Annotated in this window: 13 protein-coding genes; 4 read left to right on the forward strand and 9 right to left on the reverse strand. The window is 71.6% G+C overall.

Annotated features, from left to right (window positions below):
• Window positions 1–39: 39 nt before the first annotated feature.
• A complete protein-coding gene (locus ACH4TG_RS40015; RefSeq protein WP_398248102.1) occupies window positions 40–1581 on the reverse strand; it encodes an FAD-binding oxidoreductase in 1542 nt (513 codons plus the stop codon).
• Window positions 1582–2048: 467 nt separating this feature from the next.
• Between ACH4TG_RS40015 and ACH4TG_RS40020 the strand changes: the two genes are divergently transcribed.
• The gene (locus tag ACH4TG_RS40020) at window positions 2049–2942 is read left to right on the forward strand and encodes a hypothetical protein (protein WP_398248078.1); all 894 of its coding nucleotides are present in this window, start codon (window positions 2049–2051) and stop codon (window positions 2940–2942) included.
• A gap of 143 nt (window positions 2943–3085) precedes the next feature.
• Window positions 3086–3274, forward strand: coding sequence for a hypothetical protein (locus ACH4TG_RS40025; protein ID WP_398248079.1), 189 nt, complete (start codon window positions 3086–3088; stop codon window positions 3272–3274).
• Between the two features lie 43 nt (window positions 3275–3317).
• On the opposite strand, the gene ACH4TG_RS40030 is transcribed toward ACH4TG_RS40025, so the two are convergent.
• Window positions 3318–3644: a metal-sensitive transcriptional regulator gene (locus ACH4TG_RS40030; RefSeq protein WP_398248081.1), complete on the reverse strand. Its 327-nt coding sequence runs from the start codon at window positions 3642–3644 to the stop codon at window positions 3318–3320.
• Between the two features lie 202 nt (window positions 3645–3846).
• Between ACH4TG_RS40030 and ACH4TG_RS40035 the strand changes: the two genes are divergently transcribed.
• Both ACH4TG_RS40035 and ACH4TG_RS40040 read left to right on the forward strand, forming a co-directional pair.
• Entirely contained in the window at window positions 3847–4467 is a 621-nt protein-coding gene (locus ACH4TG_RS40035; protein ID WP_398248083.1) for a DUF47 domain-containing protein, read from the forward strand.
• A gap of 5 nt (window positions 4468–4472) precedes the next feature.
• Window positions 4473–5468: an anion permease gene (locus ACH4TG_RS40040; RefSeq protein WP_398248084.1), complete on the forward strand. Its 996-nt coding sequence runs from the start codon at window positions 4473–4475 to the stop codon at window positions 5466–5468.
• A gap of 136 nt (window positions 5469–5604) precedes the next feature.
• Here ACH4TG_RS40040 and pstB read toward each other — a convergent pair whose 3' ends face one another.
• The 7 genes from pstB to ACH4TG_RS40075 form a co-directional block, all read right to left on the reverse strand.
• Entirely contained in the window at window positions 5605–6381 is a 777-nt protein-coding gene (pstB, locus tag ACH4TG_RS40045) for a phosphate ABC transporter ATP-binding protein PstB (RefSeq protein WP_398248086.1), read from the reverse strand.
• A gap of 73 nt (window positions 6382–6454) precedes the next feature.
• Window positions 6455–7528, reverse strand: a complete 1074-nt coding sequence (pstA, locus tag ACH4TG_RS40050) for a phosphate ABC transporter permease PstA (protein ID WP_398248088.1) — start codon at window positions 7526–7528, stop codon at window positions 6455–6457.
• Entirely contained in the window at window positions 7525–8508 is a 984-nt protein-coding gene (gene pstC / locus ACH4TG_RS40055; RefSeq protein WP_398248090.1) for a phosphate ABC transporter permease subunit PstC, read from the reverse strand. Before pstC ends, pstA begins: the two co-directional genes overlap by 4 nt.
• 107 nt (window positions 8509–8615) lie before the next feature.
• Entirely contained in the window at window positions 8616–9767 is a 1152-nt protein-coding gene (pstS, locus tag ACH4TG_RS40060; RefSeq protein ID WP_398248091.1) for a phosphate ABC transporter substrate-binding protein PstS, read from the reverse strand.
• Window positions 9768–10141: 374 nt separating this feature from the next.
• Window positions 10142–10570: an NUDIX hydrolase gene (locus ACH4TG_RS40065; RefSeq protein WP_398248093.1), complete on the reverse strand. Its 429-nt coding sequence runs from the start codon at window positions 10568–10570 to the stop codon at window positions 10142–10144.
• Complete coding sequence (locus ACH4TG_RS40070; RefSeq protein WP_398248104.1) at window positions 10567–11586, reverse strand: CHAD domain-containing protein; 1020 nt, start codon at window positions 11584–11586, stop codon at window positions 10567–10569. The genes ACH4TG_RS40065 and ACH4TG_RS40070 overlap by 4 nt, the downstream gene beginning before the upstream one ends.
• Window positions 11587–12226: 640 nt before the next feature.
• Window positions 12227–14455, reverse strand: a complete 2229-nt coding sequence (locus ACH4TG_RS40075; RefSeq protein ID WP_398248095.1) for an RNA degradosome polyphosphate kinase — start codon at window positions 14453–14455, stop codon at window positions 12227–12229.
• Window positions 14456–14985 lie beyond the last annotated feature (530 nt).

The following is a 14985-nucleotide window of genomic DNA, read 5'->3' on the forward strand; positions in this document are numbered from 1 at the left end:
GAACCCCGGTTCGGCCTCACCACACCTGAAAACGGCTTCTCACACCGCCTGCGGGAAGTCGAAGAGGCGCTCGGGATCCAGGCTGGCCTTCACGGAGGCCAGCCTGGCGGCGTTCGGGCCGTAGTAGGCGGTGCGCCAGTTCTTCAGGGTGGGGTCGGTGTAGTTGGCGTAGGCGCCGCCGGACGCGTAGCGGCGCAGGTCTCCGTGGGTGGTGTCCAGCCAGGACGTCGAGGACAGGGCGTCCGAGGCGATGTACTGGGCGAGGACGCGCGACGTGCGGTGCGGGAAGGCCGTGGCCGTGGGGGAGGGGCGGTTGACGGCGCCGCCCAGCGCGGTGAGCGCGACGCTGCCCTTGCCGCCGCCGCGCGGGGAGTTGGCGAGCCGGGCGATCTGCCCGACCATGGCCTGGACGGCGGACGCCGGCAGGTCGGCGTCGTAGAAGTCCGAGCGGGCGGTGTACGTCTCGCGGCCCAGGGCGCCCCGCGGCGCGAGGTGGCACGCGGCGGCGGACATGCCGGAGCAGCCGGCGTAGTCGAACATCACGTCGACGTAGTCGTGGGTGTGCACCGAGACCGACGTGGCGGGGGCGCCGGAGGCGCTGACGAGCGCGTCGGCGGCCGCGGCGAGGTCGCTCTGGGAGCCGGTGGAGAGCATGGGGACGGCGACGGTCGGCGCCTCGCCGGTGTCGCAGTCCAGGTGCAGCGCCGACCAGATGGCGTCGGGCTGCCGGGGACCCCAGCCCTGCCAGGCCCGCACGACCGCGGCGGCGTGCGCCCAGTTCCACGTGACGTAGCCGGTGACGACGGACAGCGGCACCGGGTGCGTGGTGAAGCGCAGCGACGTGACGACCCCGAAGTTGCCGTTGCCGGCGCCGCGCAGCGCCCAGAACAGGTCGGGCTCGTGGCCCGCGTCCACCTCGCGCGTGCGGCCGTCGGCCGTGACGATCGTGGCGCCGACGAGGTTGTCGCAGGTGAGTCCCATGGAGCGGCTGAGCACGCCGTGGCCGCCGCCCAGCGTCAGGCCGGAGATGGCGACGGACGGGCAGGAGCCGCCGGGGACCGTGCGGCCCTGGCGGCCGAGGGTGTCGTAGACGTCTATCAGCTTGGCTCCCGCGCCGATGGTGGCGGTGGTGCCGTCCAGGCGGACGGAGTTCAGCTTGGACACGTCGATGATCAGCCGCTTGTCGCCGCTGGACCAGCCCGCGTACGAGTGGCCGCCGGAGCGGATGGCCGGCGTGGTGCGGGTGCGGCGGGCGAAGTCCAGGCAGGTGCGGATGTCGGCGTCGCCCGTGACGTAGGCGATGGCGGCCGGCCGCAGCCCGTCGAAGCGGGTGTTGTAGAGGCGGTGGTCGATCGTGTAGGCGGCGTCGGTGGGGCGGACGAGGACGCCGTCGAGGGAGGACGCGAGGGCGTTCCAGTCGGGCTTGACCGGCGGCGCGGAGGTGGAGGGGGAGGCCGGGGCGGTGCTTCCCGGCGTGCCGGTGGGCGCCTTGGCGTCGCCGCCGCCCTTACCGGTGCAGGCGGTCAGCCAGGCGCCGGCCAGCACCGCGCCTCCGGTCCGCAACGCGGTCCGCCGCTCCACCACCGGGCCGTGGGAACGGTCCTGCCCCACGGTCGTCGTATCCGCTGCCGTCTCCACAGCCGCATCCCCGCTTCTTGTCACAGGCGCATCGTCGGTAACCGGAGACGCCGAAGCAAGGGTTCCGGTTGCCGACTTTTTCCGGACCTGCTCCCGCGCTGGTCAGCCGGGGTGTTCCGGGTCAGCCGGACGTGTGTTCCTCCGCATCACGGCGTGCCCGGTCCCGTGCCCGCCGCGCCGGTCCTCGCCAGCCGCACGAGCAACGGGCCGTGGCGAACGACCCGCGTTCAGAGACGGTGGTGGTGTGTCCCCCGCCGGCCCGATGGCCTTCCGGGGCTGACTGGGCACCCGCGTTTCGCACCCCTCCAAGGTAACGGGCGTGACGGCCTGCGGAAGACCGTCGTTAGCCGGTTGGCAGCAGGCCGCAGGGCCTGGTTTCGGCCATACGGCGGTGCAGGGATGGACAGGTGATGGTGGCAGCGACGACGGTGCGTCGGCAGGAGGTGACGAGGGCCACAGCTGCCCTCGCGGCGGTGTGCGCGGTGGCGGTCCTGACGGCCGGCTGCGGTGGCAGCGGAGTCGCCGCCGAGCGCCCGGCGGGCGACGGCAAGGACCCCAGGGTCCCGGCGAGCACCGTGGCGGGCGCCGCGGACGCCCTGGTGCGGGCGGGCAGCTCGCAGGTGACGACGTCGATGCGGATGGCCAGCGGCGGCACGTGGCTGACCATCACCGGTACCGGCGACTTCGACTTCGCCCGGCGGCAGGGCGAGCTGACCCTGGTGCTGCCCAAGGACGCGGCCGGCGCCGAGGAGCACAAGCCGATCATCGAACTCCTGCTGCCCGGCGCCCTGTACATGAAGGACAGGGGCGAGGGCGTGCCGGCCGGCAAGTGGGTGCGGGTCGACACCACGCGGCTCGCGGACGGCAACCTCGTCACCGGCGGCGCCACCGAGCCGCTGGCCGCCGCGGAACTGCTGCGCGGGGCGCAGGCGGTGACCTGCGTCGGCGAGGAGACCCTGCGCGGGACGAGGGTCCGGCACTACCGCGGCGTCACCGACATCGCGCGGGCCGCGCGGGCGGAGGGGACGGCGGGCGGCCCGGGCGGCAGCCCGCTGGCCGCGGCGGCGAAGGGGTTCACGGTGACGAGCGTGCCCTTCGACGCGTGGCTCGACGCGCAGGGGCGGCTGCGCCAGGTGAGCCAGCAGTTCACGTTCAGCTCGGCGGGCGCCCAGCGGAGCGCGGGGCAGAATGTGACAGTGGTCTCCACCACCCGGTTCGACCGGTTCGGTACCCCGGTGTCGGTGATCATGCCGCGACCTGCGGACATCTGGACCGGAAAGATCGTTTCCCGTCAACCGGGCTGATGCCAGGTCGAATCGGGCCGCTGCGAAATGGTCCATCCGTGCCATGCGCACGCCGGGCCCGGTCCTTACGCTGGTAACGCTCCAGCCGCTCGCCCGCAGCCGCGCACCCGCGGCCGCCGTGGCGCACAGGACGGGACGAGGAGGTGCGTGTGGTGCCGACGCTCCTGGCTTCGGTGCACGACGACGACCAGGTCCGGGTCGCTCTCGCGGAGATCGAGCTCTGCGGTGAGCTGATGATCGCCGCGTCGGCCAGCGCCGAGGAACGGCTCAGCCCGGCCCGCATCGACGAGGTCCTGGACGTCGCCAGGACCGCGCTGCCCACCGCCAACTGACCCGGGCCGGCTGGCCCGGGCCCCGCCGCCCCCGGAAGTCCCCTCAGGTCCGCAGCAGCCGCGCTATCGCCGCCGTCGCCTCGGCCACCTTCTCGTCGATCTCGGGTCCGCCGCCGACCGCCGCCGCGGCCACGCAGTGCCTCAGGTGCTCCTCCAGCAACTGGAGGGCGAAGGACTGCAGCCCCTTGGTGCTGGCCGAGACCTGGGTGAGGATGTCGATGCAGTAGACGTCCTCCTCGACCATCCGCTGCAGGCCGCGGATCTGTCCCTCGATCCGGCGCAGGCGCTTCAGGTGGGACTCTTTGTCATGACTGTAGCCATGCGGCCCGGACGGCTTCACAATCTCCCCCGCGACGCTTTCCGTGGTCATCCCGCCTGCCCGCCCTTCCTGTCCCGTTATACCCCCGATGGGTATAGCTTACCGAATCGCTATGATGTGCGAGGCATCCCCCGTGAGGGGGACTTCGTGCCGTGGGCGACACTGGATGACGCCGGTTAGCCGTGGCCGGATGATGCGCCTAGCATCAACGAGACCGAATCCCTGCACACCGCATGCACCCCGAGGACCAAACGTGCGCTTTCGTCTGACCCCCAGGGAGACGAGCTTCTACGACATGTTCGCCGCATCCGCGGACAACATCGTCACCGGTTCGAAGCTCCTCATGGAACTCCTCGGGGCCGATTCGGCCACCAGGACCGAGATCGCTGAGCGGATGCGCGCGGCGGAGCACGCAGGGGACGACGCGACCCACGCGATCTTCCACCAGCTCAACTCCTCCTTCATCACGCCCTTCGACCGCGAGGACATCTACAGCCTCGCCGGCTCCCTCGACGACATCATGGACTACATGGAGGAGGCCGTTGACCTGGTCGTCCTCTACAACGTCGAGGAGCTGCCGAAGGGCGTCGAGCAGCAGATCGAGGTGCTGGCGCGGGCGGCGGAGCTGACCGCGGAGGCCATGCCCAACCTGCGCACCATGTCCAACCTCACCGAGTACTGGATCGAGGTCAACCGCCTGGAGAACCAGGCCGACCAGATCCACCGCAAGCTGCTCGCGCAGCTGTTCAACGGCAAGTACGACGCGATCGAGGTCCTCAAGCTCAAGCAGATCGTGGACGTCCTGGAAGAGGCCGCCGACGCCTTCGAGCACGTGGCGAACACCGTGGAGACCATCGCGGTCAAGGAGTCCTGACCCACGTGGACACCTTTGCCCTGGTCGTGACCATCGCGGTCGCGCTCTTCTTCACGTACACCAACGGTTTCCACGACTCCGCCAACGCCATCGCCACCTCGGTGTCCACCCGGGCGCTCACGCCCAAGGCGGCGCTGGCGATGGCCGCGGTGATGAACCTGCTGGGCGCGTTCCTGGGCCAGGGCGTCGCCCAGACCGTCAGCCAGGGCCTGATCGCGACCCCGACCGGGCAGCACGGCATGGCGGTGCTGTTCGCGGCGCTCGCCGGCGCGGTCGTGTGGAATCTCACCACCTGGTACTTCGGCCTGCCCTCCAGCTCCTCGCACGCGCTGTTCGGCGGGCTGGTCGGCGCGGCCCTGGCGGGCGGCACGGCGGTGCACTGGAACGGCGTGGTCGACAAGGTCGTCGTGCCGATGTTCCTGTCACCGGTGGTCGGCCTGCTCGTCGGCTATCTGATCATGCTGGCGATCCTGTGGTTCTTCCGCCGTGCCAACCCGCACAAGGCCAAGCGCGGCTTCCGGATAGCGCAGACGATCTCCGCCGCGGCGATGGCCCTCGGCCACGGCCTGCAGGACGCCCAGAAGACGATGGGCGTGGTGGTGCTGGCGCTGGTGATCAACGACCCGGGCCGCGGGTTCGGCATTCCGGTGTGGGTCAAGATCGTGTGCGCGGTGATGATGTCGCTCGGCACCTACGCCGGCGGCTGGCGGATCATGCGCACCCTGGGCCGCCGGATCATCGAGCTGGACCCGCCGCAGGGCTTCGCCGCGGAGACGACCTCGGCCGGCATCCTCTACACGACCGCGTACCTGTTCAAGGTGCCGGTCTCCACCACCCACGTGATCACCTCGGCGATCATGGGCGTGGGCGCCACGAAGCGGGTCAAGGCGGTCCGCTGGGGCGTGGCCAAGAACATCGTCGGCGGCTGGTTCATCACCATGCCGGCCGCGGGCCTCGTGGCGGCGCTCCTCTTCTGGCTGGTGAAGCTGGCCTTCGGCTGACCGTGCCGGGCGCGCGGGGTGCGCGCAGGGTGCACGGAGGTGCCGCAGACGGGATCAGGCCCCGTCCCCCGGTGAAGGGGGACGGGGCCTGCGCCTTGCGGTGGCACCGCCATGCAGCACCGCACGGCGGCTCTGGTCATCCGAAGCGGCCGGAGATGTAGTCCTCGGTGGCCTGCACGGACGGGTTGGAGAAGATCCGCTCGGTGTCGTCGATCTCGATCAGCTTGCCGGGCTGTCCGACGCCCGCCAGGTTGAAGAAGGCGGTGCGGTCCGACACGCGCGCCGCCTGCTGCATGTTGTGCGTGACGATGACGATGGTGAACCGGGTCTTCAGTTCGCCGATCAGGTCCTCGATGGCGAGGGTGGAGATCGGGTCGAGCGCCGAGCACGGCTCGTCCATCAGCAGCACCTGCGGCTCGACCGCGATGGCGCGGGCGATGCACAGCCGCTGCTGCTGGCCGCCGGACAGGCCGGAACCGGGCTTGTTCAGGCGGTCCTTGACCTCGTTCCAGAGGTTGGCGCCCTTCAGCGACTTCTCGACGATCGCGTCGAGCTCGCCCTTCTTGCGGACGCCGTTGAGCTTCAGGCCGGCCGCCACGTTGTCGTAGATCGACATGGTGGGGAACGGGTTGGGGCGCTGGAAGACCATGCCGACGGTGCGGCGCACGGTGACCGGGTCGACGCTGGAGCCGTAGAGGTTCTCGTCGTCGAGCATCACCTTGCCCTCGACGCGACCGCCGGGGGTCACCTCGTGCATGCGGTTCAGGGTGCGCAGGAAGGTGGACTTGCCGCAGCCGGACGGGCCGATGAAGGCGGTCACCGAACGCGGCTCGACGGTCATGGAGATGTCGTCGATCGCACGGTGGTTGCCGTAGAAGGCGGAGAGGCCGCTGACGTCGATTCGCTTGGCCATGGGGATCACTTCTTTTCTACGAGGTCTGCTGATGGCCGCATCACGCGACCTGCCACGCGGCGGAGCCGCACGATCAACGCTTCGGGGCCTTCCAGCGGGCGATGCCGCGGGCCACGAGGTTGAGGATCATCACGAACGCGATGAGGACCAGGGCGGCACCCCAGGCGCGGGCGTACGACGGGTCGTTGCCGTTCTGCCACTGCTGGTAGATGTAGTACGGGAGCGACGACTGCGGTCCGTGGAACGGGTTCGTGTTGATCAGGTTGCTGCCGAACACCAGCAGGGCGATCGGGGCGCTCTCACCGGCGATGCGGGAGATGGCCAGCATGACGCCGGTGGTGATGCCGCCGACCGCGGTCGGGATGACCACCTTGGTGATCGTGCGCCACTTCGGCACGCCGAGCGCCAGGGACGCCTCGCGCAGCTCGTTGGGCACGAGCTTGAGCATCTCCTCGGTGGAGCGCACGACGACCGGGATCATCAGGATGGCCAGGGCGAGCGAGCCGGCGAAGCCGGAGGCCGGGGCCGAGCCGACGACGACGAACCACAGCGACAGGATGAACAGGCCGGCGACGATCGACGGCACACCGGTCATCACGTCCACGAAGAACGTCACCCACTTCGCCAGCGTGCCCCGGCCGTACTCGACCAGGTAGACGGCGGTGAGTATGCCGATCGGGGCGGCGATGACGGTGGCGATGGCGACCTGCTCCAGGGTGCCGATGATGGCGTGGTAGACGCCGCCGCCGGGCTGGATGGTCAGCACGTTGTTCATCGAGTGGGTCAGGAAGGTGCCGTCCAGCACCTTCACGCCCTTGCTGATGGTGGTCTGCACCAGCGAGTACAGCGGGATGACGGCGAGCACGAAGCTCGACCAGATCAGGCTGGTGGCCACGCGGTCCTTGGCCTGGCGCCGGCCCTCGACGCGGGCGGTGATGACGTAGGAGCCGAGGACGAACAGCACCAGGGCGATCAGGCCCCACTGGATGTGGCTGCTCAGCCCGGCGCCGGCGCCGATGCCCACGCCGATGGCGACGGCTCCGGCGGCGATGGCCAGCGGGCTCCACCTGGGCAGCCGGCGGCTGGCGAGCCGGGTGGGGGCGGCGACGCCCGGGGTGGGCTTGGCGTCCGAGATGCTGTGGCTCATGCGTTGGCCCCCGAGTACTCCTTGCGCCGGGCGATGATCAGCCGGGCCGTGCCGTTGACGAGCAGGGTGATGACGAACAGGACGAGGCCGGACGCGATCAGCGCGTCCCGGCCGAACTCGTCGGCCTCACCGAACTTGGCGACGATGTTCTGCGAGAAGGTGCCGCCGACCGGGTCCAGGATGTGCGCGGACAGCACCGGCGAGGCGGACAGCACGGTGGCGACCGCCATGGTCTCGCCGAGCGCGCGGCCCAGGCCCAGCATGGAGGCGCTGATGATGCCGGAGCGGGCGAAGGGCAGCACCGACAGCCGGATGACCTCCCAGCGGGTGGCGCCGAGCGCCAGCGCCGCCTCCTGGTGCATCTTCGGCACCTGGTTGATCACTTCGCGGCTGACGTTGGTGATGATCGGCAGGATCATGATCGCCAGCAGGATGCCCACGGTGAACAGCGAGCGGGGCGCCGAGTTGGGGTCCGACTTGTGGAAGATGAGCGTCCAGCTCAGGTAGTCGTCCAGCCACAGGTTCAGGCCCCGAAGGTGCGGGACCAGGAACAGCGCGCCCCACAGGCCGTAGACGATGCTGGGCACCGCGGCGAGCAGGTCGATGACGTACGCGATGGGGCCGCCGAGGCGGCGCGGCGCGTAGTGGGTGATGAACAGCGCGATGCCGAGCGCGATCGGGACGGCGATGACCATCGCGATGATGGAGCTGATGACGGTGCCGTAGGCCAGCACCGCGATGCCGAAGACCGGCGGGTTCAGGCTCGGCGTCCACTCGAACGTGGTGAGGAAGTTGCCGTGGTCCTGGGAGATCGCGTGGACCGCGCGGACCGTCAGGAAGACGGCGATGGCGGCCATGACGATCAGCAGCAGGATCCCGGAGCCGCGGGACAGGTTCGCGAAGATGCGGTCGCCCGGGCGGGTCACGGTGGCCGCCTTGCGCGGTGGCGCGGCGGCGGGGGGCGTGTCGACAGTGGTCATGAAGAGTCACTCCGGTCTGGGTGGGGGAGGAGCGCTCCCCCGGCGGCGGTGCACCGGATGTACGACGGGTCCCGCGCCGTCCAGGCCGCGGGACCCGTCGTAGTGGGTCAGGAAAGGGCGGCGATGGTGGCGCGCACCTTGGTGGCGATCTCGGTCGGCAGCGGGGCGTAGCCGGCCGTGGACAGCTGCTGCTGGCCGCCGTCGCTCGCGATGTAGTTCAGGAACGACTTGGTCAGCGGCAGGCTGCTGGCCTTGTTGCCCTTGTCGCAGGCGATCTCGTAGGTGACCAGGACGATCGGGTAGGCGTTGTCCGCCTTGGTGGTGTACGCGGCACCCAGGTCGAGCGCCAGGTCCGAGCCGGTGCCGACGACCTTGGCCTGAGCGATGCCGGCGGAGGCGTTCTGCGTGGTGGCCTCGACCGGCTGGGAGGCGCCGGTGGCGATCTTGACGGTCGGGATGCTCTGCGAGGTCGCGTAGGAGAGCTCGAAGTAGCCGATGGAGCCCTCGGTCTGCTTGACCAGCGCGGAGACGCCGGAGGACTTCGCGGCGGCCTGGCCGCCCTTGGGGGCCCACGCCTTGGCGTGCTCGTACGGCCAGTCCGCCTTGGCCGCGCCGCTCAGGTACTTGGTCAGGTTGTCCGTGGTGCCGGAGTCGTCCTGGCGGTGCACCGTCTGGATCTTGGTGCTCGGCAGGGTGGCGCTCGGGTTGAGGGCCTTGATCGCCTTGTCGTTCCAGGTGGTGATCTTGCCGTTGAAGATCTTGGCGATCGTGGACGCGTCCAGGACCAGGCCGTTGACGCCGGGCAGGTTGTAGCCGATGGCGATCGGGCCGCCGACCATCGGGATGTTGATGCCCTGGCCGCCGGAGCAGACCTTCTTGGAGGCGTCGACCTCTTCGGGCTTCAGCGGGGAGTCGGAGCCGGCGAAGGCGTCCGTGCCCTGGTTGAAGTCGATGATGCCCTCACCGGAGGAGGACGTCTTGTAGTTGATCGTCGCGCCGTTGCAGGCCTGCTGGTAGTTCTTGACCCACGCCTCGATGGCGTTCTGCTGCGCGCTGGAGCCCGACGCCAGCAGCTGGCCCTGGGCGCAGGAGATGCCCGACGCGTTGGCGCTGCTGCTGCCGCTCGGCTGGCTGCTCGAGGAGGGCGAGCTGCCGCCGCCGTTGTTGTCCGAACCGCATGCGGTGAGGACCAGAGCGCCGGTAATCGCGACCGCGCCGACGGTCAGGGCCTGCAGCCCGCTCTTACGCTGAAGCTTCACCTTCGAGTGTTCCTTCCGAAAGCCCGCCGGTGGACGGCGAAGCAGAGGGTTGTGGTTCTGCATCCACCCGGCGGCACAGCGCTCACCGGTACGGCCGAAATTAGGCAGATCAGGTGAAGCGGCTGACGGAGGCGAGTGAACGCGAGGTGAACCTCGTCTATCAGCCTGGTGGCTGCCCCCTGGGATGTCGTACGGAGTGTCGTCCAAGGGACACGTGGGGTTTACGGAAAAGGTCCGATAACGACCGGATCACAGGGTGGTCACGGACATTTCGGGTCCTGTCGGGCGTCCGCGACGGCCGGAGCGGGCTCCCGCAAAGGGGCTCCGTCAAGGCGTCCGATCAAGGTTCCGGCGGTCGCGTGAGGGGGCCCGGGTCATGGAGTGAGGGCCGCCAGGAAGGCGTCCACCACCGGGCGATCGCGGTCGTGGGTGAGCCGGTGCCGGGCCGCGGCCGGCGGCAGCCAGACCACCCGGTCCACCTCGCGGTTCGGCGTGAAGCCGCCGTCGACCGCCTCCGCGGACCAGTAGCGGACCTCCTTCGGGCGCCCCTCCACCAGATAGCGGCTGGCCGGCAGCGACGCGCCCAGCACGCACCGCATGCCGGTCTCCTCGTGGGTCTCGCGCACCGCGGCGGCGGCGAAGTCCTCGCCGCGCTTCAACTTGCCCTTGGGCAGGCTCCAGTCGTCGTAGCGCGGGCGGTGCACCAGCGCGATCTCGACCCTGCCGTCGGCCGCGGAGCGGCGCCACAGCACCGTGCCGGCCGCGCGGACGGTCGTCGCACCCCCGGCGTCCGGGCCCGTCATTCCGCCCGCGCCCCCGGAACGGCCGCGGCCCTGGCCGCCGGCTCCTGGTCCTCCCGCTCTGCCTCCTGCTCCGCCGGTTCGTCCTGCTCCGGCACCGACTGCCACAGGCGGGAGAAGGCGAACCGGGCCGCCTCGACCTCGTGCCGCTGGTCGGCGTGCAGCACCCCCAGCGCGTACGCCGTCGCCGGTGCGATCCGCGGGGTGCGGGCCGCCGCGGTGACCGCCGCCGCCGACTCCGCTGCCTCGTGGTGCTGCTGCAGCAGCCGGCCGGCGTCAGCGGTGAGGGCAGGGTCGCCGGCCGGGCCGGCGCCGGGCACCTCCGCCGCGTAGCGACTCAGCCGCAGCAGGATCCGCACCTGGTGCCAGGGCGCGTCCTGCAGGTCGGCGGTCAACTCGGCGCCCAACGACGCCTGGACCGCCTCCGCGTTGTACGGCAGCGAGGCCCGGTTCAGCGGCAGCGCGGCGGCCGCGTCGGCGAGCCGCTGGTGTGCCTGGCCGGCGAGCGGCGGCAGCACGAGGCCCGCCGGGCCCGCGGCGGCCGCGGTCAGCGGCACGTCGGAGGCGAGGACGGCGACCGCGTCGGCCAGCGCGTGGAAGCGGGAGGAGCCCAGCGCCTGCAGCGACGCGGAGTGCGCGCGGGTGCGGGCCAGGGTGAGTTGGCGGTCCAGCAGGGCGCCGGCGCGGGCCGCGCCCAGGGCGAGCGGGCCGCCGTTCGCGGCCGGCGTGGCGGCGCTCTCCACGGCGCCCGCGGCCGACAGCCGCCGCAGGGCCTCCAGCAGGCGGTCCAGCCGGGCGGTGTACTGCGGTTCGCGCCCCAGGGTCGCCGACAGCCAGCCCAGTTCGGCGCGCAGCGGCTCGGCCCATGCCTCGTCCGTCAGCGGCCCGTAGGTGTGCAGCACCCCGGCGATGCGCCGGGCGCTGCCGCGCAGCAGGGCGTCCCACGTGCCGTCGCCCTCGCCGCGCAGGCTCAGCCCGCGCAGGAAGGCGGTGGCCTGGGCCTGGAGGTAGCCGGTCAGCGCGTCCGCCGCGGTGCCGGGGTCGCCCGGCTCGGCGACGGCGTCCGCCGTCGTGCCGTCCGGCGGGGTGGAAAGGGAGGATGCCGCGTGGGCGGACTGCTGCGCGAGGGCCCGCGGTGATGCGGACGCCGAGGGCGCGGATGCCGATCCTGCGGACGCCGTCTGGGAGGCGGACCGCGGTGTGTGACCTGCGCCCGCCGCCTGCCCCGTCGCCGCGGCCGGGGTCTGCGGCGCCGTCCCGCCGTCCCGTGCCGGAGGGGGTACCGCCGGGCTCGCGCCCGCCGCTGCCTTGCCGCTGGCCACTGTGCTGCTCCCCGTGTCCCCGTCGTCCGCGCCGGTGCGCGCGGTGTCCGTACCCGGCGTGCCGCCGGAACCGGAGGCGGCGCCGGCGGCGGCCGCTCCGGCGGCCGGCGTCGCCCGGCCTGCTGTGGTGCCGCCGGTGCTTCCCGTGCCGCCGACGGCGGTGCCGCCTGGGTGAGGGGCGCCCGCGGCGTCCACGGCCGGTGTCCCTCTGGTCGCCGCGGACGGCGGCCGGGCAGCCGGTGGGGCCGGCGCCCCGGCCGGCCACGGGAGGCCGCGCGCGGCCATCGTGCCGGCCGCGGGGCCGCCGGTCAGGGGCGGGCGTTCCGCGCCGGGAACGTCACGTCGCTGCTGATGGGCCACGCCGGCGCCTCCGGGCGTCGATGAGCATCTCCTGGACGTTGCGCAGCGGGCGACCCTCGGAGTCGGTGCTGTGCCGGGTCCAGTCGCCGTCAGCCGCCAGGTGCCAGGAGGACGTGGTGTCCGACATCCCGGTGTCCAGCAGCTGGTTGAGCGCGGCGCGGTGGCTCGGGTCGGCGACCCTGACCAGCGCCTCGATGCGGCGGTCGAGGTTGCGGTGCATCATGTCGGCGCTGCCGAGCCAGACCTCCGGCTCGCCGCCGTTGGCGAAGACGAACACCCGGGAGTGCTCCAGGAACCGGCCGAGGACGCTGCGCACCCGGATGTTCTCCGAGAGGCCCGGCACGCCCGGCCGTACCGCGCAGATCCCGCGCACCCAGATGTCCACGGGCACGCCGGCCTGCGAGGCGCGGTACAGCGCGTCGATGACGACCTCGTCGACGATCGAGTTGACCTTCAGCTTCACGAAGGCCGGCCGGCCCGCCTTCTGGTGCGCGATCTCCGCCTTGATCCGGTTGATCAGGCCGTCGCGCAGGCTGCGCGGGGCGACCAGCAGCCGGTTGTACGCCTCGCGGCGCGAGTAGCCGGACAGCCGGTTGAACAGGTGCGAGAGGTCCGCGCCGACCTGCGGGTCGGCGGTCAGCAGGCCGAGGTCCTCGTAGAGGCGGGCGGTCTTCGGGTGGTAGTTGCCGGTGCCGACGTGGCTGTAGCGGCGGAGCGTGTCGCCCTCCTGCCGCACCACCAGCGACAGCTTGCAGTGCGTCTTCAGGCCGACCAGGCCGTACACCACATGGCAGCCGGCCTCCTCCAGCTTGCGGGCCCACTTGATGTTCGCCTGCTCGTCGAACCGGGCCTTGATCTCGACCAGGACCAGCACCTGCTTGCCGGCCTCGGCCGCGTCGATCAGGGCGTCGACGATCGGCGAGTCGCCGGAGGTGCGGTACAGGGTCTGCTTGATCGCCAGCACGTCGGGGTCGGCGGCCGCCTGGTCCAGGAAGGCCTGCACCGAGGTGGAGAACGAGTCGTACGGGTGGTGCAGCAGCACGTCCCGCTCGCGCAGCGCGGCGAAGATGTCCGGGGGCTGGGCGGACTCGACCTCGGCCAGGTCGCGGTGGGTGCCGGCGATGAACTTGGGGTACTTCAGCTCCGGACGGTCCAGGCCCGCGATGGCGAACAGGCCGGTCAGGTCGAGCGGACCGGGCAGCGGGTAGACCTCGGAGTGCTTCATCTTCAGCTCGTGCACCAGCAGGTCGAGCACGCGCGGGGCGATGGACTCCTCGACCTCCAGCCGCACCGGCGGGCCGAACCGGCGCCGCATGAGCTCCTTCTCCAGGGCCTGCAGGAGGTTCTCGGCGTCGTCCTCCTCGACCTCCAGGTCCTCGTTCCGCGTCACGCGGAACATGTGGTGGTCGAGCACCTCCATGCCCGGGAACAGCTCGTCGAGGTGGGCCGCGATCACGTCCTCCAGCGGTACGTACCGCTGAGGGCCGGCCTCCAGGAAGCGGGACAGGATCGGCGGGACCTTCACCCGGGCGAAGTGCTCGTGCCCGGAGACCGGGTTGCGGACCACCACGGCCAGGTTCAGCGACAGGCCGGAGATGTAGGGGAAGGGGTGCGCCGGGTCCACGGCCAGCGGGGTCAGCACCGGGAAGACCTGCTGCCGGAAGAGGGTGGCCAGCCTGGCCTGCTCCTTCCCGGTCAGCTCGCCCCAGCGGATGACGTGGATGCCCTCGTCGGCGAGCTGCGGCGCGACGTCGTTCTGGAAGCAGGCGGCGTGCCGTGCCATCAGCTCGCGGGACCGGGTCAGGATGAGGTCCAGCACGTCGCGCGGCTGCAGGCCGCTGGCCGAGCGGGTGGCCACGCCGGTGGCCATGCGGCGCTTGAGGCCGGCCACGCGGACCATGAAGAACTCGTCGAGGTTGCTGGCGAATATCGCCAGGAACTTGGCGCGCTCCAGCAGCGGGGTGGCGGGGTCCTCGGCCAGCTCCAGGACCCGCTCGTTGAACGCCAGCCAGCTGCGTTCGCGGTCCAGGAAGCGGTCGGCCGGCAGCTCCTCGCCGAACTCCTCGCTGGCCTCGGCCAGGCTCGGGGGTTCGGGTTCGAGGTCGGGCACGACACGTGGCCTGAACGCGCCGTCCGGCGCGAGGTCGCCGTCCGACGGCTGGGCCTGCGGCTGGACGGTGACGCTGGGGTGCTTCGTCTGGGCCATCGGTGAGCCCTCCTCCGGTTCCGGCACGTGGCGCGTACGGCCGGCGGCCTCCGGGTGGCGCCCTGCCGTCGCTCCATTCTCCCGTGAACCGACGGGTTTCGGCAGGTCGGGCGGGTGGTTGCGGGTCGGGCCTGCGGGCTGCATCCTGCGATGTTGGCAAGTGAGGTTGAATCGGCGGTAACGGGTGGGTGGCCGTCAGGCAAGCGAGACGCTTCCAGCGCGGTTGCCCGGCCACGGCCTCGGGTGTTCCGGGCCGGGTGTCCGGCCCGCTACCCCAGCCTCCCACTTTCCAGCCGCTCCCGGCTTCCCTCTTTCTCCGGGCTGGCTTCTGCCTCTGCGGCTACCGCCGGACGGGTGGTCTTCTGCGGACTCCGGTCCGCCTCCCGCTCTGCGGCTCCCGGGCTGCCCCCGGGTCTGCTCTGCCGCCTGCCGCGCCGTCGTGGCTTGTCGCGCAGTTCCCCGCGCCCCTGGCGGTGCACCTTCGGTGGGTGGGGTCGGGGCCGCCACGGGAGTGTCTCCTCGGAACTGTG

This window comes from Streptomyces sp. NPDC020917 (assembly GCF_044333795.1).
Classification (GTDB): Bacteria; Actinomycetota; Actinomycetes; order Streptomycetales; family Streptomycetaceae; genus Actinacidiphila.

Excerpts from the sequence above, each read along its gene's own strand:
- pstB (WP_398248086.1), bottom strand. The coding sequence starts at position 6,381 with ATGGCCAAGCGAATCGACGTCAGCGGCCTCTCCGCCTTCTACGGCAAC.
- ACH4TG_RS40020 (WP_398248078.1), top strand. The coding sequence starts at position 2,049 with ATGGTGGCAGCGACGACGGTGCGTCGGCAGGAGGTGACGAGGGCCACA.
- ACH4TG_RS40065 (WP_398248093.1), bottom strand. The coding sequence starts at position 10,570 with ATGACGGGCCCGGACGCCGGGGGTGCGACGACCGTCCGCGCGGCCGGC.
- ACH4TG_RS40075 (WP_398248095.1), bottom strand. The coding sequence starts at position 14,455 with ATGGCCCAGACGAAGCACCCCAGCGTCACCGTCCAGCCGCAGGCCCAG.
- ACH4TG_RS40030 (WP_398248081.1), bottom strand. The coding sequence starts at position 3,644 with ATGACCACGGAAAGCGTCGCGGGGGAGATTGTGAAGCCGTCCGGGCCG.
- pstA (WP_398248088.1), bottom strand. The coding sequence starts at position 7,528 with ATGAGCCACAGCATCTCGGACGCCAAGCCCACCCCGGGCGTCGCCGCC.
- pstC (WP_398248090.1), bottom strand. The coding sequence starts at position 8,508 with ATGACCACTGTCGACACGCCCCCCGCCGCCGCGCCACCGCGCAAGGCG.